Annotated in this window: 25 protein-coding genes; 9 read left to right on the plus strand and 16 right to left on the minus strand. The window is 71.1% G+C overall.

Features of this window, described 5'->3' with window-relative positions; all coding sequences use genetic code 11:
- Nucleotides 1-9: 9 nt before the first annotated feature.
- Genes LPC10_RS21290 through LPC10_RS21305 form a run of 4 tightly spaced genes read right to left on the minus strand, consistent with a single transcriptional unit; the run spans nt 10 to nt 4,663 of the window.
- A complete protein-coding gene (locus LPC10_RS21290; RefSeq protein ID WP_231344242.1) occupies nt 10-1,524 on the minus strand; it encodes an NAD(P)/FAD-dependent oxidoreductase in 1,515 nt (504 codons plus the stop codon).
- Entirely contained in the window at nt 1,521-2,435 is a 915-nt protein-coding gene (locus LPC10_RS21295) for an alpha/beta hydrolase (protein ID WP_231344243.1), read from the minus strand. Before LPC10_RS21295 ends, LPC10_RS21290 begins: the two co-directional genes overlap by 4 nt.
- A 17-nt stretch (nt 2,436-2,452) precedes the next feature.
- Complete coding sequence (locus LPC10_RS21300) at nt 2,453-3,277, minus strand: SDR family oxidoreductase (protein WP_231344244.1); 825 nt, start codon at nt 3,275-3,277, stop codon at nt 2,453-2,455.
- A 6-nt stretch (nt 3,278-3,283) separates the two neighbouring features.
- Complete coding sequence (locus tag LPC10_RS21305) at nt 3,284-4,663, minus strand: protein adenylyltransferase SelO (protein WP_231344245.1); 1,380 nt, start codon at nt 4,661-4,663, stop codon at nt 3,284-3,286.
- A gap of 438 nt (nt 4,664-5,101) precedes the next feature.
- Between LPC10_RS21305 and LPC10_RS21310 the strand changes: the two genes are divergently transcribed.
- The 4 genes from LPC10_RS21310 to LPC10_RS21325 all read left to right on the plus strand — a co-directional run bounded on the left by LPC10_RS21310 (nt 5,102) and on the right by LPC10_RS21325 (nt 9,032).
- The gene (locus tag LPC10_RS21310) at nt 5,102-6,034 is read left to right on the plus strand and encodes a DMT family transporter (protein ID WP_231344247.1); all 933 of its coding nucleotides are present in this window, start codon (nt 5,102-5,104) and stop codon (nt 6,032-6,034) included.
- Nucleotides 6,035-6,278: 244 nt separating this feature from the next.
- Nucleotides 6,279-7,301 carry a sensor histidine kinase gene (locus LPC10_RS21315; protein ID WP_231344249.1) on the plus strand — a complete coding sequence of 341 codons (1,023 nt, stop codon included), beginning with the start codon at nt 6,279-6,281 and terminating at the stop codon, nt 7,299-7,301.
- Nucleotides 7,302-7,752: 451 nt separating this feature from the next.
- Nucleotides 7,753-8,568 carry an SGNH/GDSL hydrolase family protein gene (locus tag LPC10_RS21320; RefSeq protein ID WP_231344251.1) on the plus strand — a complete coding sequence of 272 codons (816 nt, stop codon included), beginning with the start codon at nt 7,753-7,755 and terminating at the stop codon, nt 8,566-8,568.
- Between the two features lie 71 nt (nt 8,569-8,639).
- Entirely contained in the window at nt 8,640-9,032 is a 393-nt protein-coding gene (locus LPC10_RS21325) for a group III truncated hemoglobin (RefSeq protein ID WP_231347113.1), read from the plus strand.
- A gap of 4 nt (nt 9,033-9,036) precedes the next feature.
- Here the strand turns inward: LPC10_RS21325 and LPC10_RS21330 are convergent, their stop codons facing one another.
- The 4 genes from LPC10_RS21330 to LPC10_RS21345 all read right to left on the minus strand — a co-directional run bounded on the left by LPC10_RS21330 (nt 9,037) and on the right by LPC10_RS21345 (nt 12,710).
- The gene (locus LPC10_RS21330; RefSeq protein WP_231344252.1) at nt 9,037-9,861 is read right to left on the minus strand and encodes an MBL fold metallo-hydrolase; all 825 of its coding nucleotides are present in this window, start codon (nt 9,859-9,861) and stop codon (nt 9,037-9,039) included.
- Between the two features lie 16 nt (nt 9,862-9,877).
- Nucleotides 9,878-10,675, minus strand: a complete 798-nt coding sequence (locus tag LPC10_RS21335; protein ID WP_231344253.1) for a TatD family hydrolase — start codon at nt 10,673-10,675, stop codon at nt 9,878-9,880.
- Between the two features lie 57 nt (nt 10,676-10,732).
- On the minus strand, nt 10,733-12,301 hold the full coding sequence (metG, locus tag LPC10_RS21340; protein WP_231344255.1) for a methionine--tRNA ligase: 1,569 nt from the start codon (nt 12,299-12,301) through the stop codon (nt 10,733-10,735).
- Between the two features lie 196 nt (nt 12,302-12,497).
- Entirely contained in the window at nt 12,498-12,710 is a 213-nt protein-coding gene (locus LPC10_RS21345) for a hypothetical protein (protein WP_231344256.1), read from the minus strand.
- Between the two features lie 311 nt (nt 12,711-13,021).
- Between LPC10_RS21345 and LPC10_RS21350 the strand changes: the two genes are divergently transcribed.
- Complete coding sequence (locus tag LPC10_RS21350) at nt 13,022-13,222, plus strand: hypothetical protein (protein ID WP_231344257.1); 201 nt, start codon at nt 13,022-13,024, stop codon at nt 13,220-13,222.
- 109 nt (nt 13,223-13,331) lie between these two features.
- Here LPC10_RS21350 and LPC10_RS21355 read toward each other — a convergent pair whose 3' ends face one another.
- Both LPC10_RS21355 and LPC10_RS21360 read right to left on the minus strand, forming a co-directional pair.
- Nucleotides 13,332-13,883, minus strand: a complete 552-nt coding sequence (locus LPC10_RS21355; RefSeq protein WP_231344258.1) for a ferritin-like domain-containing protein — start codon at nt 13,881-13,883, stop codon at nt 13,332-13,334.
- Nucleotides 13,884-14,047: 164 nt separating this feature from the next.
- A complete protein-coding gene (locus LPC10_RS21360) occupies nt 14,048-14,239 on the minus strand; it encodes a helix-hairpin-helix domain-containing protein (protein ID WP_108941892.1) in 192 nt (63 codons plus the stop codon).
- A 244-nt stretch (nt 14,240-14,483) separates the two neighbouring features.
- Between LPC10_RS21360 and LPC10_RS21365 the strand changes: the two genes are divergently transcribed.
- Nucleotides 14,484-16,085 (plus strand): acyltransferase, encoded by a 1,602-nt coding sequence (locus tag LPC10_RS21365; protein ID WP_231344260.1) that lies wholly within the window; start codon nt 14,484-14,486, stop codon nt 16,083-16,085.
- Nucleotides 16,086-16,142: 57 nt separating this feature from the next.
- Here the strand turns inward: LPC10_RS21365 and LPC10_RS21370 are convergent, their stop codons facing one another.
- The 6 genes from LPC10_RS21370 to LPC10_RS21395 form a co-directional block, all read right to left on the minus strand.
- Nucleotides 16,143-17,216, minus strand: a complete 1,074-nt coding sequence (locus tag LPC10_RS21370; protein WP_231344261.1) for a DNA polymerase III subunit delta' — start codon at nt 17,214-17,216, stop codon at nt 16,143-16,145.
- The gene (tmk, locus tag LPC10_RS21375) at nt 17,206-17,895 is read right to left on the minus strand and encodes a dTMP kinase (RefSeq protein WP_231344262.1); all 690 of its coding nucleotides are present in this window, start codon (nt 17,893-17,895) and stop codon (nt 17,206-17,208) included. The genes LPC10_RS21370 and tmk overlap by 11 nt, the downstream gene beginning before the upstream one ends.
- A 41-nt stretch (nt 17,896-17,936) precedes the next feature.
- Nucleotides 17,937-18,713, minus strand: coding sequence for an ABC transporter permease subunit (locus LPC10_RS21380; protein WP_231344264.1), 777 nt, complete (start codon nt 18,711-18,713; stop codon nt 17,937-17,939).
- Complete coding sequence (locus LPC10_RS21385) at nt 18,710-19,747, minus strand: ABC transporter permease (RefSeq protein WP_231344265.1); 1,038 nt, start codon at nt 19,745-19,747, stop codon at nt 18,710-18,712. Before LPC10_RS21385 ends, LPC10_RS21380 begins: the two co-directional genes overlap by 4 nt.
- A complete protein-coding gene (locus LPC10_RS21390) occupies nt 19,744-20,835 on the minus strand; it encodes an ABC transporter ATP-binding protein (RefSeq protein ID WP_231344266.1) in 1,092 nt (363 codons plus the stop codon). Before LPC10_RS21390 ends, LPC10_RS21385 begins: the two co-directional genes overlap by 4 nt.
- 87 nt (nt 20,836-20,922) lie before the next feature.
- Nucleotides 20,923-21,615 (minus strand): Crp/Fnr family transcriptional regulator, encoded by a 693-nt coding sequence (locus LPC10_RS21395; protein WP_012456405.1) that lies wholly within the window; start codon nt 21,613-21,615, stop codon nt 20,923-20,925.
- A gap of 391 nt (nt 21,616-22,006) precedes the next feature.
- Here LPC10_RS21395 and LPC10_RS21400 point away from each other — a divergent pair, with 391 nt between their 5' ends.
- The 3 genes from LPC10_RS21400 to LPC10_RS21410 all read left to right on the plus strand — a co-directional run bounded on the left by LPC10_RS21400 (nt 22,007) and on the right by LPC10_RS21410 (nt 26,135).
- Entirely contained in the window at nt 22,007-22,258 is a 252-nt protein-coding gene (locus LPC10_RS21400) for a hypothetical protein (protein ID WP_231344267.1), read from the plus strand.
- 155 nt (nt 22,259-22,413) lie between these two features.
- Nucleotides 22,414-25,125, plus strand: coding sequence for a DUF2339 domain-containing protein (locus LPC10_RS21405; protein WP_231344268.1), 2,712 nt, complete (start codon nt 22,414-22,416; stop codon nt 25,123-25,125).
- Nucleotides 25,126-25,661: 536 nt separating this feature from the next.
- Nucleotides 25,662-26,135 (plus strand): anaerobic typically selenocysteine-containing protein, encoded by a 474-nt coding sequence (locus LPC10_RS21410; protein ID WP_231344269.1) that lies wholly within the window; start codon nt 25,662-25,664, stop codon nt 26,133-26,135.
- The last annotated feature ends 12 nt before the right edge of the window (nt 26,136-26,147 follow it).

Here is a 26,147-nt window from a genome sequence, read left to right on the forward strand (position 1 = left end):
GGAAAGCGCTCAGCCTGGGGCTGATGCCGCAGAGGGGCGTTGCCCGATATCCGCAGACCGATGTGGATCGAAGAGGCTGTAATCCTCCGCCCGCATCCGCTCGGTGCCGCGCACGTAATCACTCACGGTGCCGGGCCAGAGCGTGCGGTTGCGCCCCGATCGGTCGAGATACCAGCTGCCGCAGCCGCCTTCGGTCCAGATGCTGCCCTCCATCCGGGCATCGACCTCGGCGCGGAAGCGCGCTTGCGCCTCGGGCCGCACCTCCAGCACGCCGCCGGGATGGTCCCGCAGCCGCTCCAGCGCGTCGAGGACATGGGCGACCTGGGCCTCGACCATCAGGAGCACCGAGTTGTGCCCGAGCCCGGTATTGGGGCCGAGCAGCAGGAAGAAGTTCGGAAAGCCCGCGACCGAAACCCCGTGGAAGGCGTCCGCCCCGCCCTTCCAGGCCTGGAGCAGGCTGAGGCCATCGCGCCCGATCACCTCGGTGCGCAGGAGGCTGCCGCCGGGAGAGAAGCCGGTGGCGAAGATCAGCACGTCGAGCGGATGCTCGGTTCCGTCCGCGGTGACGACGCCGTGGGGCAGCACCGCGCGGATCGGGGCGGTGACAAGGCTCGCATGGGGCCGGGCCAGGGCCGGGTAATAGTCGTCGGAGAGGAGCACACGCTTGCACCCGAGGCGGTAATCGGGCGTAAGCCGCTCGCGCAGGTCCGGGTCGGCGATCGAAGCGGCGAGGTGCCGGCGTGCTCCCGCTTCGGCGAGTGCAGTGATGGTCGAGACGCGGGTGAAGCCGAGAAGCGCCGCGGCCTCCCGGCGCCAGAACAGCGAGGCGCGGTAGAGCCGGCGCAGGGGCGCGAGCCGCATCAGGCGTCGGCGCCCGCCTCCGACCGGGCGGTCGCCGCGGGGCAGGATCCAGGGGGCCGAGCGCTGGAACTGCGTGAGGTGGGCGACCTGGTCGACGATTTCCGGCACGAACTGCACCGCGCTCGCCCCCGTGCCGATGACGCCGACGCGCTTGCCCCGCAGGTCGCAGGCATGGTCCCAGGCCGCGGAGTGGAAGGCGGTGCCGGCGAAGCTGTCCAGGCCGGGCAGGCGGGGCAGGGCCGGGTGGTGCAGGGCGCCCATCGCGCCCACCAGCACGCGGGCGCAGACGTCGCCCCGGTCGGTCTCGACCCGCCACAGGCCCGCGGCCGCATCGAAGACGGCGCGCTCGACGCGGGTCTCCAGCCGCAGGAGCGGCGCGAGGCCGTGCGCGGCGACGAGCCCCTCCAGATAGCTCTGAATCTCGGGCTGGGGCGCGAACAGGCGGCTCCAGTCGGATTTCGGGGCAAAGGAAAGGGAGTAGAGTTGCGAGGGCACGTCGCAGGCCGCCCCCGGATAGGTGTTCTCCCGCCACGTCCCGCCGACGCCCGCGGCCTTTTCCAGCACGACGAGGCGGTCGAACCCGGCCTGCCGCGCGCGGATCGCCATGGCGAGCCCGGAGAAGCCGGCGCCGACGATGACAAAGTCGAGGGGCGCCTCGCTCATGCGGCGGACCCCTTCTCGGACTGGGCGTCCACCCGGAGGGCACGGTGCAGGAAGGCTGCCGCCCCGTCGAGGGAGCGGCGCGCCTCGGGCAGGAAGCTCTCGGCGAGTTGCCAAGCATGCGCCACCACGGGGAAGACGGTGAGTTCGACCGGCACGCCCGCTTCCCGCGCCTTCTCGGCGAGCCGCAAGGAATCGTCGCGCAGGATCTCGCGGGCGCCGACATGGATCAGGAGCGGCGGGAAGCCGGAAAAGTCGGCCTCGATCGGCGAGGCGCGCGGGTCGGCGGGATCGGCCCCGGCGAGGTAGGCCGGCACGAGCCGCATCAGAGATTCCGGGCGGAACATCGCGTCGCGCCGTCCATTCGTGCGGAACGAGGCGCTGCGGCCGATCAGGTCGGTGGCCGGCGAGAACAGGGCGGCGGCCGCGGGCGGGTGCAGGCCGAGGCGGCGCGCCTCGATGATCGTGGTCAGCGCCAGGGTGCCGCCCGCGGAATCCCCGGCCACGACTGCCGGTCCGGCCGGCGCGAGCGCGGCCCAGACGGCCGCGCAATCCTCGACGGCGGCGGGGAAGGGGTGCTCCGGCGCCAACCGGTAATCCGGGGTGAACACCCGGAAGCCGGCCCTGGCGAAATGCCCGGTGACCGGACGGTAGACCTGCGCCGAGCAGGCGATGAAGCCGCCGCCGTGGAGGTAGAGCAGGGTGGGGCGCTCGCCGCCCGCCGCTTCGGCCTGCGCCCACTCGCCGGGCACGCCGCCGACCACGCCGGGCGTGAAGGCGACGCCGGCAGGCGCCGGGAACCGGGCGCCCTCGAAGGCGCGGCGGATCGCGTAGACGTCGAGAGTCCGGCCGATCCGCCGCTTCACCGCGAGGCGGATGGCGAGATCGTAGATGTGGGCGCGCAGGCTCGCCATACTCGTTCGTCTCGAATTCACGTATCTCGAAGGGCGCGGCGGATCAGCGACCAGTAGCGCACCGGCATCAGGCGCTGGATCAGCACGGCGCGGCGGGCATCGGAGCCGATCAGCACGCGGGGCGCCCGCGTCTCGATCCCGCGCAGGATCGCCGCGGCCGCGGTTTCCGGGCGCAGGATCAGCAGGCGCTCGAAGGCGGCGAGCCCCGCGGCGGCCTCGCGCGGATCCTTGGCGCGGGGCGTGCGGGCGTTGCGGGCGATGGCAGTGGCGACGCCGCCCGGATGCACCAGGGTAACGCCGAGCCCGGTCCCCTCGCATTCGTGGCGCAGGGCCTCGGTGAAGCCGCGCACGGCGAACTTGCTCGCCGCGTAGGCCGCCTGCCCCGCCGGCGCAATGATGCCGAACAGGCTCGACAGGTTGACGATCTGCGCCTGGGGCTCGGCTCGCAGCAGCGGCAGGCAGGCATGGGTCAGCCGCATCACCGCGTGCAGGTTCACGTCCATCAGCCAGTCGATATCGGCTGGGTCGGTCTCCTCGAACCGCCCGCCGAGCGCCACCCCGGCATTGTTGACGAGAAGCTGCAGCCCGCCGTGACGGGCCCGGACCGCCTCCGGCAGGGCCAGCAGCGCCGCGCGGTCGGTCAGGTCGAGCACGTGTTCGCTCACCGCGACACCGGCGGCGCGGGCGGCCTGCGCCGTCCGGGCGAGGCCTTCTGCGTCCCGGTCGGCGAGCGCCAGGGCGCAGCCGCGCGCGGCCAGCGCGAGGCTCAAGGCCGCGCCGATCCCGCTCGCCGCTCCCGTGACGAGGGCGGTGCGGCCCCGCAGAACGAAGCGCTGTCCCATCGCCTCTCAGCTCTCCGGGGGGAGGGGGCGCGTGCCGGTGGCCTCGGCCATGGTCTCGATCGCGGCCAGCTTGGCGTGGAACGCCGACCAGTCGTTGGCCTCCGCGATCGGCGCCCAGAGCGCCTCGACCTCGTCGATCAGCATCGTGCAGGGGTTTTCGCGGGCGAAATAGGGATGGTCGAGGTTGGCATTGGCAGAGGGCCGCATCGCCTGGAGCGCGGCATGGACCGGGCGGAAGGCGTCGCCGGCGTAGTGCTCGCCCGCCGGGCTCCGGGCGGCGCGAGGCTCGCTTGCCAGCCCGCCGCGCCAGTCGAAGAAGACCTGCTCGAACGGAGCGCGACTCTTTTCGAGAAAGGCCCAGAAGGCGCCGACCAGCCGGTGGACCGCCCCCTCGCCCTCCCCCTGCGCGGGCGTCACCCCGAGCCGGAACAGGATCGTCTCGGCGAAGGCGTCCTGAAGTGCCGGGCCGAAGCTCTTGAGTCCCGCCTCCAGCCGCTCCTTGGGGACGAGGCCGAGCAGGCAATCGGCCAGCCGGCTCAGGTTCCAGAACAGGGCCTCGGGCTGGCGGCCGAAGCTGTAGAGGCCCCACTCGTCGAAATAGGCGGCGGTGAAAGCCGGATCGTGCACGGGCACGAAGCGCCAGGGGCCGTAATCGAAGCTCTCGCCGGTGACGTTGATGTTGTCGGTGTTGAGCACGCCATGGACGAAGCCCGCGGCCATCCACTGCGCCCCCATCCGCGCCACCCGCGCGACCATCGCCTCGAAGAACTGGGCCGCGCGCTCGGCCGTCTCGGCCTCTTGGATGCCGGGATAGTAGGTCTCGACCACGTGATCGACGAGGTGGGCGATGGCCTCCGGCTGTTCGAGGAACAGGAAGCGCTGGAAGGTGCCGATGCGCAGGTGCGAGTGCGACAGCCGCACCAGCACAGCCGAACGGGTGGGAGAGGGCTCGTCGCCTCGCTCCAGCGCCTCGCCGGTCTCGATCAGGCTGAAGGATTTCGAGGTCTCGACGCCGAGCGCCTCCAGCATGGCGGTGGCGAGCACCTCGCGCACGCCGCCCTTCAGGGTGAGCCGACCGTCCGCCCCGCGCGACCAGGGTGTCGTTCCGCTGCCCTTGGTGCCGAGATCGAGCAGCCGGCGATCATGGAGGTCATGGAGTTGCGCGAACAGGAAGCCGCGCCCGTCGCCGAGATCGGGATTGTAGGAGCGGAACTGGTGGCCGTGATAGCGCAGCGCCAGCGGGTGCTCGAACGAGCCGGGCAGGGGGGTGAACCGCGCGAAATGGGCGATCCAGGCCTCGTCCGACAGCGCGTCGAGCCCGACGCGGCGCGCCCAGGACTGATTGCGGTAGCGCAGGATCGCCGAGGGGAAATCGGCGGGCGCCACGACGTCGAAGAAGTCGGGTCCGAGATCGGCGTGGCGGCGCGAGGGTCTGAAATCGGGCAGGGGTTCGGCTCCGGTGCGGCGGGAGGAGTCGGGCAGGCGAGGGGGAACGTCAAGCCGACGAAAGGGTGAACCCAGGGCGATCGCTTGAAAGCGATCACCCTGGATTTTTGTTGCTGGCCTCAATCACCGGCGCCCGCCTCCGCGGGCTCAGGCTTTCGCTCCGATCGACGCCTCGGCCAAAGCCGAGGCCTGCTCCGCGCAGCGCTCTTCGCGCCGCGAAGCCGCTCAAGCGGCTTCGAGCAATGGCCCTTAGGGTGAACCCGGCAGCGGGGAGGGATGATCCCTTCACCGAATGGCTGCCGTGCCCTTCCGTGGCTATTCCGCGTCCTGCGCGGCATGGCATCGGACCGGTACGAGCCCCGAGCACGGATTCCCTGCGTGACCCAAGGCACTCCCGGCGCCCGCGCCTCCGCCGCGGCCTACCCGATCCTGACGCTGACCACCCTGCTCTGGGCGGGCAACACGGTGGCCGGCAAGTGGGCGGTCGGCGAGGTCTCGCCGCAGGTGCTCACCACCCTGCGCTGGGCCTTCGCCTTCGCGGTGCTGGCGGTGGTGGCGCGCCGGGCCATCCTGGCGGACCGTGACCGGCTGATGCAGCGCTGGCCCTACCTGTTCCTGATGGGGGCCTTCGGCTTCACCATCTTCGCGAGCCTGTTCTACGCCGCCGGCACCTACACCACCGCCGTCAACGTCGCGCTGATCCAGGGGGCGGTTCCCGTCTTCGTCATGGCGCTGAACTTCGCCGTGCGCCGCGTGCCGGTGCGGGCCGGGCAGGTGTTGGGCGCCGCCGTCACCCTGGTGGGCGTCGCGGTGGCGACCACCCACGGCGATCTCGCGGTGCTGGCCCATCTCGGCCTCAATCGCGGCGACGGGCTGATGCTCGCGGCAAGCCTCGTCTATGCCGGCTACACCGTGGCGCTGACCGGGCGGCCTCCGGTGTCGGGCCTCGCCTTCTTCACCGCGCTGGCGCTCGCCGCCTTCCTCACCTCGCTGCCGCCGCTGGCCGCCGAATGGGCGCTCGGCCGCGCGATCTGGCCCACGACCGCAACGGCTTGGGCCATCGTCGCCTTCGTCGCGCTCGGGCCCTCGCTGCTGGCGCAGCTCTCCTTCATTCGCGGCGTCGAACTGATCGGCCCGAACCGGGCCGGGCTGTTCGTGAACCTCGTGCCGGTCTTCGGCGCCGGGCTCGCCGTGCTGCTGGCGGGGGAACCTTTCGGCGGGGCCGAGGGGCTGGCGCTCCTCCTCGTGCTCGGCGGCATCCTCATCGCCGAGATCGCCGGGCGGCGCGCGGCACGAGCCAGGGCCGGCTGAAGGCGGGCAAAGTCAGGGACGGTCTCGGGGAAGGTGAGGGCGCGGCCCCGTCCCGCGCGGGGCTGGTGACAGGGGAGGCGGGACCGAAGGAAGCGACCGGAAGCGATGTCATCCCCGGCCGATCCAAGGACGGGCGGGAGAAACCGGCACCGAAAAACCGGCACCGCGGTGACCGGGACACAGAATGGGCCTCAAAACCCGTTAGAGTTCCTTCGAATCACCGTCGTGGATCTTTCCCATCGCAATGTCGTCTCCCCTCGCCCCAGCCGCTGGGCGGCCGCCCGCGCCCTCGTGGCTCGGCGACGCCGCCGCCCTGGGGGCGACGGGGGTCGCGGTCGCCCTGCGCCATGCCCTAGACGACGTGCTGCCGCCGGGCTTCCCGTTCCTGACCTTCTTCCCGGCGGTGATCCTGACGACGTTCTTCTTCGGCCTGCGGCCGGGGATCGTCTGCGCGGTGCTCTCGGGGCTCGCCGCGTGGTACTTCTTCATCGGCGAGGCCGGCACCTTCCGGCTTGATGCGCAGACGGGGCTGGCGCTCGGCTTCTACGCCTTCATCGTCGCCGTCGACATCGCCCTCATCCACCTGATGCGTGTCGCGGGCGAGCGCCTGAGCGCGGAGCGGGCGGTCAGCGCGCAACTCTACGAGCAGCAGCGCACCATGTTCCAGGAGCTGCAGCACCGGGTCGCCAACAACATGCAGTTCGTGGCGGCCCTGCTCGCCCTGCAGCGACGCAAGGTCGTCGAGAACCCGCAGGAAGCGGTCGGCGTCTTCGACGAGGCGCAGACCCGGCTGGAGACGATCGCGCGCATCCATCGCCGCCTCTACGACCCGGCCCTGGCCGACCTGCCCGTGGGCACGTACCTCCAGGAGCTCTGCACCGACCTGCTCGGCGCCACGGGTGCGCGCAACATCGTCTGCCTCGTCGACGTGCCGCCGGTGCGCCTCGACCTCGCCCGCCTCACCACCCTGTCGCTGCTCGTGGTGGAAGTGGTGACGAATGCCCTGAAGCACGCCTTTCAGGGGAGCGGGCGCGGCACCATCACCATCCGGCTCGAAACCCTCGACGGAGGACAGGCGGCGCTCAGCATCGCCGACGACGGGCCGGGGATTCCCGCGAGCTTCGACCCGGCGGCGAGCCGCAGCCTCGGCTTCCGGATCGTCCAGGGGCTGGCTGCGCAGCTCGACGGCACGCTGTCCTACGCCAACGAGGGCGGCACGGTCGTCCGTCTCGTCTTTGCCACCGGGCCTGCGCCCGCCGCGGCTTGACGGGACCGGCGTCGGACGGTGCCGACCGGGGCAGGGCGCCTCCAGCGAGCCTGAAGTCATACCGTTTCCGGTCGAGCGCTAGGCATTCGGCTCCGCGTCGTCGTGAGCTTCCACGAAACGATCCGGCCGCTGCCGACCGTCGGTCATCCGGTTGCCAAACGCCTGCTCCAGCCGCGTCCAAGCTGTTCGCATAAGATATATTATGGAACCTGAGGGCGCCTGCAGGCCGCCTTTCCGCAACCATTAACCATAACTTCCCGGGATTTTCCCGGTTTTCCGCCCCTGGCTGCCGATATCGCCCGCACCATGAGATCGGCCGCATGAGATCGGCCGCATGCCGATCGGTTGGGATTGGTGTCGGCGAACGCGGACCCGATCCCTCGCAATCGTCACAATCGTCGGGCACCAGCGGCAGGATCGGGAAACAGAACCGGCTGTCAGACGCTTCGCCATGTCGTTCCGCACGCTTCCTGGACTAATCCTCGCCACCGCCCTCGCCGGCCCGCTCGGCCTGTCCGGCGCCTGCGCGCAGCCCGATGCGCCGCCGATCTCCGCTTCGGTCCCGGCCTCGCAGATGCCGGCCTCGGCCGAGCGCCTGCCGACGAAGCTCGTCCGGCTCGCTTCGCTGCTCGGACGGGACGGCGAGGTGCGGATCGTGGCCTTCGGCTCCTCATCGACGGAAGGGGCGGGCGCCTCGTCGCCGGCCATGGCCTACCCTGCCCTGCTCGAGCGTGACCTCGAGGAGCGCCTCCAGATCGGCGCGTCGAGCCCGCGCTCGATCACCGTGATCAACCGCGGCAAGGGCGGCGACACCTCCGAGGCGATGGCGCGGCGCCTGGAGCGCGACGTGCTGACCGAGCGTCCGGATCTCGTGGTCTGGCAAACCGGCAGCAACGATCCGCTCGCCGGGGTGCCGCTGGAGCGCTTCGTCCAACTGACCCGTGCGGGCATCCTGGCGATCCGGGCGACGGGTGCCGACGTGGTGCTGATGGACCAGCAATGGTGCCAGAAGCTCACGGGCGTGGAGGGCGCCGAGCGCTACGGCGAGGCGCTTCACGCGCTCGCCGCCGAACTCGGCGTGCCGGTGATCCGCCGCCGCGCCCTGATGCAGTCCTGGGTCACGCACGGGCTGATGACCCCGGCCCAGATGATCGGCCCCGACGGACTGCACATGACCGATGCCGGCTACCGCCAGCTCGCCAAGGCGGCCGCCGCCCAGATCCTCGTCGGTGCGGGCCTGATCCAGCCCTCGCTCGCCCGGAACTGACCCCGGAACCGACCGGGGCAGGGATGTCGTTTCGCTTGAAAAGCCCCCTCCCCGCCTTCCCGGTCCGTCCCATGAAGCAGACCGAACTGACCGAGGCGACGCTCGCCGCCTTCCTCGATGCCTTCTACGCGCGGGTGCGCCACGACCCGCTGATCGGGCCGGTCTTCGCGGAAAAAATCCCGGACGAGGCCTGGCCGCGCCACCTCGCCACGATCCGCGATTTCTGGTCCTCGGTGCTGCTGAAGACCGGCCGCTACAAGGGCAACCCGTTCGGCCGCCATCTCGGCATCGAAGGGATTGCGCCGGCGCATTTCGCGCGCTGGCTCGGCCTGTTCGAGGAGACGGCGCGAGAGGTTTTCGAGCCGGAGATCGCGACCGAGATCGTCGAGCGGGCGCATCGCATCGGCGACAGCCTCAAGGCCGGCCTGTTCTTCCGGCCCGAGATGCGCGGCGTTCGCGCCTGATCCCTCAGAGATCGACGGTCGCGCTCAGCCCGTCATGGGCCGGCACCACGTTCGCCGGCAGCTTCCTCGCCAAGGTCGCGTAGTCGAGATCGGTGTGGAGGTTGGTCAGGATGGCCCGGCGCGGGGCCACCTCCTCGATCAGTGCCAGTGCATCCGAGACCGAATAGTGCGACGGGTGAGGGGTCTCGCGCAGGGCATCGATGATGAGCAGGTCGAGACCGTGCAAGCGCGCCTTGGCCGCCTCGGGCATCACGCTGACGTCCGGCGCGTAGGCGGCGGGGCCGAAGCGGAAGCCGTGGGCGATCTCGTTGCCGTGCTCCATGCGGAAGGCCTCCGCCTCGATCGGCCCACCCGCGCCTTCGATGGCGAGGCGCTCGCCCGCCCGCATCTCGTGCAGGTCGAGGATCGGCGGGTAGAGGCTGCCCGGAGGCGTCTCGAAGGCGTAGCCGAAGCGCTTGATCAGCATCGCGCGGGTGAGGGGATCGGCATGGACCGGGATGCGCCGGTGCATGTGGATGACGAGGGGCCGGACATCGTCGATGCCGTGGGTGTGGTCGGCATGCGCATGGGTGTAGAGCAGGGCGTCGAGGCGGGTGACGCCGGCATCGATGAGTTGCTCGCGCAGGTCCGGCGAGGTGTCGACCAGCACCGTGGTGGCCCCCTCCCCTTCGTTTCCTTGCCCGTTTCCTGGGCGCCGCTCGACCAGCAGCGAGCAGCGGCGGCGGCGGTTGCGCGGGTCGGCCGGATCGCAGGCGCCCCAGCCGTAGCCGACCCGCGGCACGCCGCCGGACGAGCCGCAGCCGAGGATGCGCAGGCTCAAGACCGGCATGCGCCCTCCCCTTTCATCATGCGCGGACGCCCTCGATCGCCGCGGCCTTCGAGAACAGCCGGTAGAAGTTGGCCGTCGTACGCGCGGAAAAATCCTCGAAGGGCAGGTCGAGCGCCTTGGCCAGCACCCGCGCGGTGTCGGCGGTGTAGGCCGGCTCGCAGCGCCGGCCCCGGTGCGGCTCGGGCGCGAGGAACGGCGCGTCGGTCTCGACCAGGATGCGGTCGAGGGGCACGCTGCGGGCGATGTCGCGCAGCGCGTCCGACCGGCGGAAGGTGACGATGCCGGAGAAGGAAACCGACAGGCCGAGTTCGACCCCGACCTCAGCCAGCCGGGCGCCGGACGAGAAGCAGTGCAGCACCGCCTTGAACGGCGCCCTCGCCATCTCGTCGGTGAGCACCGCCTCCATATGGGCGTCGGCATCACGGGAATGGATCACCAGCGGCAGCCCGGAGAGGCGCGCGGCCTCGATATGGGCGCGCAGCACCCGCTCCTGCACCGCCTCCGGCGCGGCGTCCTCATAATGGTAGTCGAGCCCCGCCTCGCCGATGCCGACGCAGCGCGGAGCCTCGGCGAGCGCGGCGATCGTCTCGGCCGGCACGTCCGGCTCCTCGGCGGCGCCGTGCGGGTGGGTGCCCACCGTGTACCAGACCGCCGCGTGCGCCTCGGCCAGCGCGCGGTAGCTGTCGGCCTTGGCAATCCGCGTCGAGATCGTGAGGAGGCGGGTCACGCCGGCCTGTGCCGCGCGGGCGATCACGCCGGGAATGTCCTGCGCGAAGTCCGGGAAGTCGAGATGGCAGTGGCTGTCGACCAGCATAGTCGCTTTTGATGAATCTTATTGGAGGAGGGCGCGATGCGGGCGAGGACGGCCCTCTCAGGCCATCGCCTCCGGCTTCTCGAACCGCGGAAAAATCGGCGCCGGGGCGGGCAGCGGCGTGCCGCCCCGCAGGCGGTGCTCTTCGCCGGTGAAGGCGAAGCTGCGTCGATCCACCGGCACGGCGAGGAGATCGAGCAGAGCCGAGCCCGCCGTCGGCACGAAGGGCTGCACCATCAGGCCGACCCGGCGCAGGGTCTCGACCGTGACGTAGAGCACCGTGTTCATGCGCGCCGGATCGCTCTTTCGCAGCTTCCACGGCTCCTCGGAGGCGAAATAGCGGTTGGCCTCGCCGACCACAGCCCAGATCTCGGCCAGGATCGCGTGGAGCGCCAGATTCTGCATCAGCCCCCGCGCCTTGTCCGGCAGCGCGGCGGCGGCCGCGAGCAGGCGCTCGTCGGCCTCCGTGAAGGCGCCGGGATCGGGCACCGTGCCCTCACAATTCTTCGCAATCATCGAGAGCGAGCGCTGGGCGAGGTTGCCCAGATCGTTGGCGAGATCCGCGTTGATGCGGTTGATGATCGCCTCGTGGTCGTAATTGCCGTCGCCGCCGAAGGGGGCCTCGCGCAGGAGGAAGTAGCGCACCGGATCGACGCCGTAGGTGCCGACGAGATCGAGCGGATCGACCACGTTGCCCAGCGACTTCGACATCTTCTCGCCGCGGCTCAGGAAGAAACCGTGGCCGAACACGCGCTTGGGCAGCGGCAGTCCGGCCGACATCAGGAAGGCCGGCCAGTAGACCGCGTGGAAGCGGACGATGTCCTTGCCGATGATATGCAGGCTCGCCGGCCAGAACCGGGCGTTCGGAGCTTCCGCGTCGGGAAAGCCCGTCACCGTGAGGTAGTTGGTCAGGGCATCGACCCAGACATACATGACGTGGCCGGGATGATCCGGCACCGGCACGCCCCAGTCGAAGGTGGTGCGGCTGACCGAGAGATCCTTGAGGCCGGAGCGCACGAAGCTCGCGACCTCGTTCATCCGCGTCTCGGGACCGAGGAAGTCCGGCTGCTCCGCGTACAGCTTGAGCAGGGGCTCCTGATACTTCGAGAGACGGAAGAGGTAGTTCTCCTCCTCCATCCACTCGACGGGCGTGTCCGTCTTGATCGAGCGGCGGCCGCCGTCGGGACCCAGAACGGTCTCGGCCTCGTCGTAATAGGCCTCGTCGCGCACGGAGTACCAGCCGGCATATTTGGCCAGATAGATGTCGCCGTTGGCCTCCATGCGCCGCCACAGCTCCTGCGCGGCGGCGTAGTGGTCGGCTTCCGTGGTGCGGATGAAGCGGTCGTAGGTGCAGTCGAGCCGGTCGGCCACCGCCTTGAAGCGCCCGGCCATGTCGTCGACGAAGGCGCGCGGTGTCACGCAGGCTTTGGCGGCCGTCTGCTGGATCTTGAGGCCGTGCTCGTCGGTGCCGGTGGTGAACAGCACGTCGCGCCCGTCGAGGCGGTGGAAGCGGGCGATGGCGTCGGTGGCGATCACCTCGTAGGCGTGGCCGATATGCGGCGCGCCGTTGGGGTAGGAGATCGCCGTGGTGATGAGGAAGGGCTCGTTCGCCTTCTCGCTCGCGCTCACGTCAGAGGATGTCCCGGATACGAAGGGTCGGTCGGACTGAAGAGCCTTGTGGCGCGAAACCATGCCGCGACGCAACCGGACCCCACGCCCCGAGGGCACGACACCGCTTTCCCGCCGCGGCTAGTTCCAAACGCAAGAAAGCCCCGCCGGGGACCCGGCGGGGCTTTCTCGATCGTGATGGATCCGTGGAGGGCGCTCAGGCGGCGCGCCGGACGGCGAGGGGGGAGAGGTTCTCGTTGCCGACCTTGACCGCACCGCGCTGGACGGTGGGCGCCGCACCACCGATGGCGGCGAATTCACCGGCGGAAGCAGTGCCGGCCTTCGGGCCGAGGCGGTTGGCCACCAGGGTGACCAGGGCAATGTTGACGGCGCCAGCAGCGACGGCAGCGAGGAGAGCCAGAGAGATCATGGGAAGCGTCCTGTCCGGTGTGTCTGCGGTGTGTTGCGTTGCAGCGTATGTGCCACCGCGGCGCACCTTTTGGTATACCAGACACCAAATGCCAGATATTCGCTGAATGCATGGATCGCGGCTGGGCAGGAGCGAGACCCGACATTATTGCATTATGATGCACATTAATCTGCAAAATGATCTATTTTGCATGGACACGGGATCGGGCCTCGGTTTAATCCTTGCTGCCAATGGGGCGGCCGAGTAGTGCGGCTCGAGCGTGATTCAGAAGCGTCGAGCGGTCATCGCCGGTGTCTTCGGGGAATGTCTGCATGTCCATCGCCAGAATTCGCGAGACCGACGAGCAGTGGGTCGAGCTTCCAGAGCCGGACCTTGAGCGCTACCTGCTGCACGCGCGCGGCCAAGCTGCCAACGATAATCGCCGCTTATCGGCCGAAACCTTTCGCACCGTTCAGCTCGGTGCGTGCGTGGCGCTGATCGGGGCCGCCACGCTCATCGGTGCCTTGATCTGAGCGACGCCTCGGATCGTCGGCTCGCAGCCCATCGCTGACAACGAAAAAAGGCGCCTAGCGGCGCCTTCTTCGTCTCGGTGGGTCCAGGACCTATTTCAAGCGGCCGGTTTCAGGCGGCCTTGCGGCGGCTCTTGCCCTTCGCTTCTCCCTCGCCCCCCTCGTCGGTGCCGTCCGAGGCCTCGGCATTGAGGCTCTCGGCGATCTGCGTGAGCAACTGGTCGGTCTTCTTCTCTTCCTGCAGGGTTTCATCGAGCAGCTTGGCGGCGTCCGCGTAGCCGAGCTGGCTCGCCCAGGTCTTCAGCGTGCCGTAGCGGGCGATCTCGTAGTGCTCCACAGCCTGCGCGCACGCGGCCAGCACGGCATCGGCCGCCGGGCTGTCCTCGAAATCCTCGAGATCCTCCTCCATCTCGGAGGTGAGGCCCTGCATCGCCTCGCAGGTCTTGGCGCGCGCCGGCTTGCCGATGATCTCGAAGATCTGCTGCAGCCGCTCGACCTGATTGGCGCTTTCCTCGGCGTGGGTCTCGAAGGCTTGGCGCAGGTCCTCGTGCTCGGCCGCCTTGGCCGATTTCTTCAGCGCACGCACGGACTGCTTTTCCGCGTAATAAACATCCTTCAGCGTCTCATAGAACGCGTCGTGCAAAGTTTTCTGCTTGGTAGCCATAGTAAAATATCTCCGTTTGTCTGAAAGAGTGGGCAGCGGGAGTGGCCTAACCGGCGGCCTGTCCTGCAAAAACGCAAAGCTCGGCGCTTGGGTCCGAAAATCATCGGGGGAAAGACTGCAAAATTCCGGGAACTTTTGGTGCCCCCGATCACCCCGCGAACGGCTCAGTCCTCCACAACCGCGACCTGTCCCGCGATGCCGTCCGTCTTGCCGCTGAGGCCCGGCACTTCATCGAGTTGGCGCAGGCTGGTGAAGCGGCCCCGCTCTTCGCGGTAGCGCACGATCTCGAAGCCGTGGCCCTTCAGCGCCGGCACCTCATCCAGTTCCTCGGCGGTCGCGGTGTTGAGATCGAGCATGGCGGCTTCCTGTTCGGCCGGGACGGAACGTCAGCGGTCTAGGCCGGTTCCGCGTCTCATCCCCCCGAACGGCAGGTCTGCCGCGCAGCCTGTGGCCGAACGGCAGCAGGCGCCGAGGAACGCCGCCGTCACACCAAAACCGCCCAAGTCTTCGGTACGGGTCAGGTCCGTAAGCCGGCGGGGATCCGTCGCGCCCGCTGGGGTCGGACCACGCATCGTCATGCTCGCACGTCTCGCCAGGAGGTTGTCCAGGCCCGCACGGACGGCGCCGCTGGTCGCCGCACATCCGTCGACCGGCCTCGCACCGAGCGTCGCCCCGGAGGCCGTCTCCGCCCCGGTCGGCCGCCGCGCGACCGCCGGCCTGGCCAACATCCAGATCCTGCGCGGAGTCGCGGCGGCGGTGGTGCTCGTCCACCACGCGGCGGTCTACGCCCAGCTCCTGCGCGGCGCGGACCGTCTGTTCCCGACCTTCGACGCGATGATGGGGCTGTGGGGCGTCGCCGTCTTCTTCGCGATCTCGGGCTCCCTCATGGCGGGTCTCGTGGTGCGCGACCGCCCCCTGGTGTTTCTGGCGCACCGGATCTCGCGAATCTTCCCGACCTATCTCGCGGTCGTGGCGCTGTTCGCCGCTGTGTTCGCCGCCCTCGGCCTGAGCCTCGGCGGTCTCGCGCCGCTCTCCCTGTCGCTCGCGCCCGCCGGCCCGCGCAGCTACGCGCTCAACGTCGAGTGGACCCTCGTCTTCGAGACGAGCTTCTATGTCGGCCTGTTCCTGCTGGCGAGCGCCGGCCTCGCCCGCCGCATCGTGCCGCTGGCCGTCCTCTGGCTGGCTCTGCTGGCGGCGGCCTTCCTGCTGCTGCCGGCAGCCTCGCGCGATCTGGTCCTGCCGCCGGCCTATCTGCTTCCCCTGATGGCCGCCTGCGTGCCCTTCGCCGGCGGCCTGCTGCTGCCCCGGCTGATCGCCTCCGGCCGGATGACACCCGTGGCCGGGTTGCTGGCGCTGCCGCTGTTCGCCGCCTGCCTCTTCGTCGAGCGCGATGCGGCGCGCTGGCTCGGCGGGATCGCGGCTTTGCTGCTCGTGGGGGCCGCGGCCTCGGCCCGTCAGGCAAGGGGTGAGGGCGCCGCGACGCGGGCGGCGCTCGCCCTCGGGGATGCGAGCTACCTGCTCTACCTCATCCACGTCCCGGTGCTGGTGCTGACTGCCTGGGCGGTGCCCGCCCACTGGTCCGGCTTCGCCTACGGCCTCACCGCCGTCATGGCCGCGCTCGGGCTCGCTGCGCTGCTCGGGCCCTTCGATCTCGCGCTCTACCGCGCCCTGCGCCGCCGCATCGACGCGGCCGCGCCCGCCACCCTCAAGCGCGGGCTGGCCGCCTACCTGCTGATGTTTGCCGGTTGTGCCGCCTGGGGCAGCGCCGAGACCGCCCGCAACAACGGGCACGAGCGGCGGGCGCGCGCGGCGCTGGCCGCCCTGCCCCCTGAGGCCTGGACCGGCCCCGGTGCGGCCAAAGCGACGATCGAGGGCCGCGGCCTCGCGCTTCCCCCATCGATGCAGGCCGCGCTGGAGGGCATCGAGCCCGCCTCGCCGGTCGATACCGTGGTCTCGGCCTACGCCTACGATCCGGCGCGGCCGAAGCAGACCTACCTGCTGGCCGTCTACTGCTCCGGCCGCCTGATCGGCCTCGATCGGCCGCGCCGGTGGCGCAAGGACCTCGCCGCCGTGACCGGTTCGACGCGGCCGGGCCGGATCGGCTTCCTGATGCAGATCCCCACCGCCGCCTGCGCGGGGGACCCGGCTCCGCTCGTGCTCGCCATCGATATGGAGGGGCGGATGGCCGTGCTGGGGCGCTGAACGCGTCTCAGGCTGAAGCCGGCTGCTCCCTTCGGGAAGGGCGACTTCGGCTTCCGCTCATGCCCGTGCGGCGGCGGCCAGTTCGCGGAAGGCCGCGAGCACCAGCGGCCGGCGGTCGAGGTTGTAGATCGCCGCCTCGCGGGCGGAGGACGCGATGCGCTCGGCCGCCTCGACGAGCCCGAGCAGGCGCGCCGGACCCTCGCCCTGGCGCCGGTCGAGTTCGGCCGCGACGTGGCGTTGAATCGTGTCGAGGGCGGTGGCCAGAAGCCCCTCGGCATCGCGGCCGGCCAGCGTCTCGGCGAGCTTGAGGACGCGCCGCCCATCGGGCTCGGGCAGGCCGGCCAGCAGCGCCGACACCTCCGCCTCGACCGCGGCGGTGGCCGGATCGAGCAGGGCCACGGCGCGAGCCACCGAGCCCTCGCACAGCGCCGCCGCCCGCCCCAGGGCCGCCGCATCGGGCCGGGCGAAGGGGGGCGGGAAACCCTCGATCACCGTGCGGACGTCGGCCTCGGGGAGGGCGCGCAGGGAGAGCGCCCGGCAGCGGGAGCGGATCGTCGGCAGCAGGCGGCCGGGCGCGTGCGAGACGATGAGGAAGATCGCCCGCGGCGGCGGCTCCTCGATCATCTTGAGGAGGGCGTTGGCGCTGTTGGCGTTGAGATCCTCGGCGCTGTCGACGATGCAGACGCGCCAGCCCCCCTCCCCGCCCGCGGTCGAGCCGAACAGGGCGAGCGCCTCGCGGGCGGCATCGACCGAGATGCGGGTCGGCAGGGTCTTGGCGCCGGGGGCCTGGACCCGGCGGAGCGCCACGAGGTTCGGATGCGACAGGGCCGCCACCTGGCGCGCGGCCGGATGATCCTCCGGCACGTCGAGGGAGTCGGGGGCCGGAAGCGAGCGCGGATCGGCGACGAGCCGGCGCGCGACGCGGTAGGCCAGCGTCGCCTTGCCGATGCCCGCAGGGCCGCCGATCAGCCAAGCGTGGTGGAGCCGGCCCGCGGCCAGAGCGCGGGCGAAGGCGGCCTCCGCCGCGGCATGGCCAAGGAGGCGGGTCTGTTCGCGCGGGCGCGGAATGTTGGCGAGATCGCCCGCCTCGGCCTCGGTGCGGGCAGCGTCGCGGGCGGAGCTAGGCCGCATGATCGTGGCCCTCCCCCGCGGCCGCGAGCAGGTCCGGCCGCCAGGCGGAGACGGCTTCGCGGATCCGGGCCTCGACCGCGTCGGGGCCGAGATCGGCATCGATGAGGCGGCAGCGCTCGGGCTCCGCCTCGGCGATGGCGCGGAAGGCCGCCCGCAGCCGCTCATGGAAGTGCAGGCCCTCCGCCTCGAAGCGGTCGGCGGGGGGCCCCTCCCCGCGCCTTTGCGCTCGGGCGAGCCCGGCCTCGGGCGGCAGATCGAGGATCAGGGTGAGGTCGGGGCGCAGGCCCTCCAGCGTCACCCGCTCCAGGCTGGCGATCAGCCCCGGCTCCAGGCCGCCGGCCGCGCCCTGGTAGGCGCGGGTCGAGTCGGAGAAGCGGTCGCACAGCACGATCGCGCCGCGGGCGAGCGCGGGGCGGATCAGCCCCTCGATATGATCGATGCGGGCGGCGGCGAACATCAGCGCCTCGGCAAACGGCCCGTAGGGCTTGGCCACGCCGCGCAGCAGCGCCGCGCGCAGCTCCTCCGCCCGCTTCGTGCCGCCGGGCTCGCGGGTGGTCACGACCTCGCGCCCGCTCGCCTGCCTCAGGGCTTCGGCAAGGCGCGCGATCTGGGTGGACTTACCCGCCCCCTCCCCGCCCTCGAAGGTGATGAAGACGCCCCGCGGCGCATCGCTCGACATGGGGCGGGGCTAGCACAGTGAAGGGCCGCGCGCGACCATCGCTACACCGCCGCGCCCTTCCGTCCCGTCAGCCAGGAGGCGGCCAGCACCACGAGGCCGACCATGGCGATCATGAGGGTCGAGGCGGCGTTGATCTCCGGATTCACCCCGAGCCGGACCTGGCTGTAGATCCGCATCGGCAGGGTGGTGGCGCCCGGCCCCGAGACGAAGCTCGCGATCACGAGGTCGTCGAGCGACAGGGTGAAGGCGAGCAGGAACCCGGCGGCGACGGACGGCGCGATCAGCGGCAGGGTGACACTGAGAAAGACGCGGGCCGGCCCGGCGCCGAGATCGGCGGCAGCCTCCTCCAGCGAGCGGTCGAGACCTTTCAGGCGTGCGCCGACCACCACCGCGACGAAGCCGGTGGCGAAGGTCGCGTGGGCAATGACCAGGGTCGCGATGCCTCGGTCGAGGCCGATGCCGACGAAGAGCAGCAGCAGCGACAGCCCGGTGATGACTTCCGGCATCACCATCGGCGCGTAGAGGAGACCGGTATAGGCGCCGCGCCCGAGGAAGCGCCCGTGCCGGTCGAGCGCGAGCGCGGCGCAGGTGCCGAGCACGCCGGCGATGCTGGCCGAGAGGACCGCGACCTTGAGTGAGACGAGGGCGGCGGCGATCAGCGGCCCGTCCCGGAACAGCACGCCGTACCACTGGGTCGAGAACCCGCCCCAGACCGTGACGAGCTTCGAGGCGTTGAACGAGTAGACGATCAGCACGAGGATCGGCGCGTAGAGGAAGATCAGCGCCAGGGCGAGCGCCGTGCGGGCGAAGAGGCTCATCGGCTGGCCCCTTCCGCCGCTTCCTCCCGGCGCAGCTCCGCCTCGCGGAACAGCACCACGGGCCCGACCACGAGGATCAGCAGCAGCACCGCCACGGCGGAAGCGAGCGGCCAGTCGCGGTTGGAGAAGAACTCGCTCCACAGCACGCGCCCGAGCATCAGCGTGTCCGAGCCGCCGAGCAGATCGGGGATGATGAACTCGCCGACCATTGGGATGAAGCAGAGCAGCGCCCCGGCGGCGAGGCCGGGCAGGCTCAGCGGCAGCGTGACGGTGAAGAAGGCCCGCGCCCGCGACGCGCCGAGATCGGCCGCAGCCTCGGTGAGGGCCGGGTCGAGCCGGCTCATCACCGCGTAGAGCGGCAGCACCATGAAGGGCAGGTAGGCGTAAGTCAGCCCAATCAGCACGCCGAACGGGCCGTCGAGGATCGGCAGCGGCGCGGCGATCAGGCCGAGCTTGAGCAGGCCCGCGTTGAGCAATCCCTCGGGTTTGAGGATCGCGATCCAGGCGTAGACCCGGATGAGAAAGCTCGTCCAGAACGGCACGATGACGAGCGCTACCAGGATCGGCTGCCAGCGCGAAGAGGCGCGGGCCATGGCGTAGGCCGTCGGCGTGCCGATCAGAACGAGGATCGCGGTGGCGAGCGCAGCGTAGCCGAGCGAGGAGAGGGCAGCGTCGCGATAGAGCGCGTCGGCCGCGATCATCCCGTAATTCTGGAAGTCGAGCGCCTCGAAGAACTCACGCCAGCCCTCCAGGCCGCCATCCCATTCCAGCACCGGCAGGTAGGGCGGCTGGGCGGTGGCCGGCGAGGAGAAGCTGATCTTCAGCGTCACCGCGAAGGGCACGAGGAAGAACAGAGCCAGCCACAGCAGCGGCAGGCCCCGGACGAGGCCCCGGCCGATCTTACGCTGCAGTGACGCCGACCGATGGCCGGCCTCCCTGCGTTCGGCGGATGCCCGCCGCCCCGCATTCGCGGGGTCAACCGGCGATGCGCGGTCATCGCCGGTTGGTTGTTGTTGTGGCGACAGGCCGCTCATGCCGGCAGGATCCGCGCGGCGTCGGCGGGCACAGCGACGGCGACGGTCTCGCCGACGGCCGGAATCGGGCCGGCGGTCGGCAGGGCGGCGGAGGCGCGCAGGGTCGTACCGTTGGCCATCTCGACCCGGTAGCGGATGCGGTCACCGAGGAAGGTCGCCTCGGTCAACCGGCCGGGGAGCCCCTCCGCCATGCCTTCCCCCTGCCCGCTCACGACCAGCCGCTCGGGCCGGATCGCGACCACGACCGGGTTGCCCGCCTCGCCCTCACCGCTCGCGCGCAGGAAGCCCAGGGCGGTCTCGACGCGACGCACGCCGCCTGATTCCGCCCGCCCGAGGCGGCCGTCGATCAGGTTCACGTCGCCGAGCAGGCCCGCGACGTAGCGGCTCGCCGGGCGCTCGTAGAGTTCGCGCGGCGGCCCCACCTGCACGAGGCGCCCGCGCTCCATCACGCCGATCCGGTCTGCGAGCGCCATCGCCTCCTCGGCGTCGTGGGTGACGACGACGAAGCTCGTCCCGAGCCGCCGCTGGATCGCCCGCAATTCCCCTTGCGTCTCCTCGCGCAAGGCCCGGTCCAGCGCCCCGAGCGGCTCGTCGAGGAGCAGCAGGCGCGGCTCGCGGGCGAGCGCGCGGGCGAGCGCCACCCGCTGGCGCTGCCCGCCGGAGAGCGTGTCGGGGCGGCGCGCCTCGAACCCTTCGAGCCGCACGAGCCGGAGCAGCGCCTTCACCCGCTCGGCACTCTCGGCCCGGCTCAAGCCCAGTCCCTTCAGCCCGTAGGCGAGGTTGGCCGCCACGCTCAGATGCGGGAACAGCGCGTAGGACTGGAACATCATGTTGACCGGCCGCCGATGCGGCGGCAGCGCGGTCAGGTCGGTCTCGCCGAGCCGAATCGTGCCGGAATCGGGCGTCTCGAATCCGGCCACCATCCGCAGCAGGGTGCTCTTGCCGCAGCCGGAGGGACCGAGCAGGCAGAAGAACTCAGCCCCCGCCAGATCGAGTGAGACGTCATCGACCGCCGTGTGCGGGCCGAAGCGCTTAGTGATCCGCTCCAGGCGGAGCCTCTGTTCCGGATGGGAGGTGCTGGCGTGCAAGATGGATCTTCGGACCGGCGTCGCGAGGGATTTCGGCGACTTGTCTGTTGCGGAGGGCGATGATCAAAAAACGGTGATCCGGACGCCTCACGCGTCCTCGCGCAGCGCCTCCTGCACCCGCGCCTCCAGCAGGTCGGGGCGGCGGATGACGAGGGCGCCGCGGGTGCGGTCGATCAGGCCTTCGCCCGCCATCACCGTGAACTCGCGGGTCACCTGCTCCCGACGGCAGCCGATGCGGGCGGCCAGCACGTGGTGGTAGGGCGGCGGCGTCACCACCCGCTCCCCGTCCTGGCCCGCCCGCGGCACCGAGAGGCGCAGCAGCTCGGCGTAGAGTCGGTGGCGCAGGTCGAGCAGCGCGTGCTCCATCAGGCGGGTGTTCAGCTCGCGCACGCGCTTGGCGAGCAGGCGGAACAGCCGGTCGGCGATGGCTTCCGAGGCGAACACGATCTGGCGGAAGACCGGGGCGGGCACCACACAGACCTCGCCGCGGGTGAGCGCGGTGACGTTGGCCGAGCGGCCGATGCCGTCCAGCGCCGCCAGCTCGCCGAAGAAGGCGCCGGTGCGCATCTCGCCGAGGATGACCTCCTTGCCGGACTGGGACCGGTTGAGGATGCGCACCTCGCCCATGGCGAGGAAGTACACATCGGTCGAGATGTCGTCGTAATCGACGAGCGTCTCGTTCTCGTCGAAGCGCCGCCAATGGCAGCGCGTCTCGAATGGGGAGAGATCGACACCCGGTTCCTTGAAGAACGGGATGCTCGCCAACCGGCCTGTCGCCACGCCTCTTGTACCTTAGTCTACGCGCGTAGACTGAATGGTGAGGCCCGCGCCGGGGCGGGTCAAGTCGCCGCGCGCGGCGGCCGGACGATTGAGGTGGACGGCGCGGGGCCTCGGCTGCTTTCCGTGTGTCGCGCCGGCGGGGGCGAGGCCTAGCCCAAGCGTAGGCTCGGAGAGCCTCAGCTGATTCGGGGCCGCCGGTTGCAATGGCGCCAAAAGGCTAAGCGGATAGGCACTTAGCCGAAGAACGAATAGCCAATCCGAATTGGCTTCCATGAAGTTGTCCGCCGCGCAACAGGTTTTTTGCACTGTGAGAAGTCATTTTCTGCGTGATTTTAGGAAGCATTAACCGTAACCTTTTGCTGCGGATCTGAGGCGATCGCGGAGTTAACCGATGTTGGAAGGTTACCGTGACTTATTTCTGCAGGATGCTTTCAAGGTAGGACTGATTTCATCTTCAGAGAGCCGTGGTGATATTGGATGCCTCGTTTGGGACGAGACACCCGATGGCGTCGATGTCGAGGTCGGCGCAGATGTTGTTGTCCCTGATTCCGTGCGCTTATCCATTGCCTGTCTGAAGATCGATTGTCGCTGCGCCGTGGTCGAGCGCGAAGGCTGCCGTCTTTATCTTGCATTCGTTCGCTGAAGCGGCACTGCCTGACGATCAGGCCGCTCGTCATTTGCAAGACCGCGCGATCTATAGGATGCGTGGCGCGCTGATTCACGAGCGTGTGAGCCCCCGCACCCATCCGGTTCGGGAACGAGGCTAGCTTCGCCGCTCTCGAAGCGGGCGGGCGGTCGATGGACGATGGACTTTTCCTGAGTGCGGTGCTGATCGCGCTGGCGCTCGCCCTGTCCTGTCCGGCGGCCCTGCTGCTGGCGCTGCGGCAGCGGCATCGGATTCAGGTTCTCGAGCGGCGCCTCGCCCTCGTAGAGGCGCGTCCGATCGCCGGCCCTGCGCCGATCCCGGCCGCAGCGCCCGCTGCGGCGCCGGAGCCGCGCGATGTCCGGCCGCCGGAGCCGCCGCCCGAACTCGCGACGCCGCGCAGCGCCGTCCCGGCCGTGACGCCGGGGCAACCGGTATCCGCGTCCTCCCCTGCCCTGCCCCCTGACCGCTCCCCGGCCCCGTCCATCGAGGAGCGCTTCGGCACCCGCTGGACCGTTTGGGTCGGTGGCCTCGCTCTCGCCTTCGGCGCGGTTCTGCTGGTGCGCTACTCGGCCGAGCGCGGCCTGTTCGGGCCGGGCGTGCGGATCGTCGGCGGGTTCGCCCTCGCCTTCGGCCTCGTCGGGCTCGGCGAGGTCCTGAGACGGCGCCTGCGCGGGGCCGCGTCGGTCCCCCCGGCCTGGCCCGACGTGCCGGCCATGGTCACCGCTGCCGGCACAGTCGGCCTGTTCGGAGCGGTCTACGCCGCGCACGCGCTCTACGGTTTCATCGGGCCGGGTCTCGCCTTCGCCGGGCTCGCGGTGACAGGCCTTGCCGCCATGTTCGCCGCCCTGCTGCACGGGCCGGCGCTCGCCGGGATCGGTCTCGTCGGGGCGCTGGCCACGCCGCTCCTCGTCGGCGGCGGGGGCACGAGCCTGTGGCCCCTCGCCCTCTACCTGCCGGTGGTGGCGGGCAGTGCCTACGCCTTCGCGTGGGCGAAGGGCTGGCGCGCGCTGGCGGTGGCGGCCGGCCTCGGTGCCGCGGCCTGGGCCCTGTTCCTCACGCTCCTGCCCGGCCAGAGCCTGGCCGTGCAGGCTCACCTCGTGCTGCAGCAGGCGCTGGCGGTGCTTGTCTTCGCCGTCCTGCCGGGCCGCGGGGTGCCCGACGCGCAGGCACGGCTCGACCGCTTTGCCGCCCTCGCCCTCGCGCTCGCGGGCGGCGTGGCGCTGGCAGTGCTCGGCCTGACGGCCACCGACGGCGGTCCGGGCTGGGCGGGCGCGGCCCTGGCCGCGACCGTTCTGCCCGCGCTCGCAGGCCTCGTGGCCGCGCCCGCCGCCGCCGGCAGCGCCGTTGCGGCCCTGACGCTCGCGGGCGCCCTCATGCTCTGGCCGCAGGCGTCAGACCCCGCGGTCACCCCCTTCTTCCTCCTCTGGTACGGAGCCGCGAATCCCGGCCTGCTGATCGCGCTGGCCGTAGCCGGTTCGCTCGCGGTCGCCGCAATCGGCGCGCTGCGGCTCCTGGGCGGCAGCGGCCTGCCCTACGCCACGGCGCTGACCTTCGCGGCCGGCGCGGCGGCGGCCCCGCTCGCCGCACTCGTGCTCGTCTATTTGCGGATCGCGGGCGGGGCGGTGGCGCCGGGCTTCGCCGCCGCGGCGGGTGTCCTGGCCGCGGGGTTCTGCAGCCTTGCCGCCCTGTGCCGACGCCAGGGCGACCAGACCCCCTCCCCGGCCCTGGCGCTCGGGCTCGGCGCCTTCGCCGCGGCGGCGGTGGCGAGCCTGTGCCTCGGTCTCGTCTTCGCCCTGTCGGGCGGCTCGCTGACGCCGGCCCTGGCCGGGGCAGCCCTCGCCACCGGCCTGATCGCCCGGCGCCTCGACATCCCGGCGCTGCGCTGGTGCGTGGCCGGGCTCGCCGCCCTCGTCGCCGCGCGTCTCGCCTGGGATCCGGCCCTGATCGGGGCGGATCTGTCGCGCACGCCGATCCTGAACGGGCTCGTGACCGCCTACGGCCTGCCGGCCCTGTGCTTCGGCCTCGCTGCCTGGGTGATCCGTCGGCCGGGGCGGCCGGCCGACATTCCGGAACAGGTGGCGCAGGCCCTGAGCCTGCTCCTCTCGGGTCTGTTCGTCTTCCTGGAGATCCGCCACGCGCTCCATGGCGGCGACCTCTCCGCCCCCGGCACGAGCGTGCTGGAGCAGGGGCTGACGACGCTGACCGCCCTCGGCTTCTCCGGGGTGCTGACGTGGTTCTCCGGCCCCTCGCCCTCGCCGGTGATCCGCTTCGGTGGCCTCGCCTTCGCCTGCCTCGCCCTGCTCCAGGGCGCGCTCGGCCTCGGGCTTGCCGCCAACCCCCTCCTGACCGACGAGCCGGTCGCGGGCGGGCTCGTCCTGAACGACGCCGTACTCGCCTACGCGCTTCCGGCGGCGGCTTCCTTCGCGCTGGCGCGGGCGGCGCGGGACGTGCGGCCCGTCTGGTTCGTGCGGATGGCGGGTGGTCTCGGGCTGGCGCTCAGCTTCCTCGCCCTGTGCCTCGCCGTGCGGCACGGCTTCCAGGGCGAGCGGCTCGGGCTCGACCGCGAGACCGGGCAGGCCGAGTGGTACACCTACTCGGCGGCGTGGCTCGCCCTCGGCCTGATCGCCCTCGGCTACGGTATCCTGCGCGGCTCGGCCACCGCACGGCTGGCCTCCGCCGTGCTCGTTGGGCTGGCGACGCTCAAGGTGTTCCTGCTCGACCTTTCGGGGCTGGAGGGGCCTTTGCGGGCCCTGTCCTTCCTCGGGCTCGGCGGCTGCCTGATCGCCATCGGCCTCGTCTACCAGCGCCTCGTCTTCGCGCCCCCTCCCCCGCTCATGCCGCCGTCCGCCGCGCCGGAGGCCTGATGCGGCTCTTGAGCGACGGCCAAATCCGCTGTCGCGAAGGGATCGCCCGGATTTGGTAGGACACGGTCCCGTTCCGGCACGTCGCCCGTTTCCGGCATTGACCGTCGGCTAACCGGTCGCGGTCATTCTACGGGGGAGCCACGTTGCGTATCGGCTCGGTCGTGCGAACGACACCCCCCGCCGTCCCGGTTCGGACGGCGGGGACGCCGGCCCCCGCCGCACTCCGACGAGGGGCGGCCATAGCCGCCGAGGCGGCAGGCGAGGCCTCGGATCCCCCGTCAGACCGGTTCGTTGATCGCTCGCGGTTCGTCTTCCTTTCGGCTTCGCCTCGCGATCGCAGATGAAAGCGCGAACGGCCGTCTCGGGGGCGTCCGGAACCGGCGCGTGCTCGGCCGCGGCCGGCCGGTCACGCGGCGGGGCGTCGCGGATCGGAACAGGGTCAAGGGATGGCTTCTTGCCCGGAGGAACCGGCGTCCCCGCGCGGCCGCACCCGCCGTGCCGGAGGGCGCCCCGGACCCACCGCGAAGGATTCGCGCATGCCCCATCGTTCGACCCGTCTCCGCCTCCCGTCCGTTCTGCTCGCCGCCGTGACCGGCCTCGCCCTGCCGGCCGCCGCCCTGGCCCAGGGGAAACCGCTGCCGCCGCCGGACAGCGACGCGATGCCGCCGGTCGAACTGACCGTCGAGATGCGCGACGGACGTCCCGTCTGCCAGCCGGCGGAACTGCGTCTGCCGGCCGACACCAACGTGGCGCTCAACGTGGTGAGTCGGGCCGATCAGCCGGTGACGATCACTATGCCGGGCCAGTTCGAGAACGGCCGCGTGCTCCACGCCGACGGCGACCTCGTCCACGTGGCGAGCGAGAAGGGGTACACGGTCAAGCGGGATGGGCGCGGGCAGTTGCGCCTCCGTACGGTCTCGGCCGGCGAGAAGACCTTCGCCTGCACCGGCGCCAACAGCCGGAGCAACCCGTTCGAGGGCAAGGTCATCCTGACCCCGCCCTCGGGCTGAGGCCCCGTCCCG

This window comes from Methylorubrum sp. B1-46, from assembly GCF_021117295.1.
Taxonomy (GTDB): domain Bacteria; phylum Pseudomonadota; class Alphaproteobacteria; order Rhizobiales; family Beijerinckiaceae; genus Methylobacterium.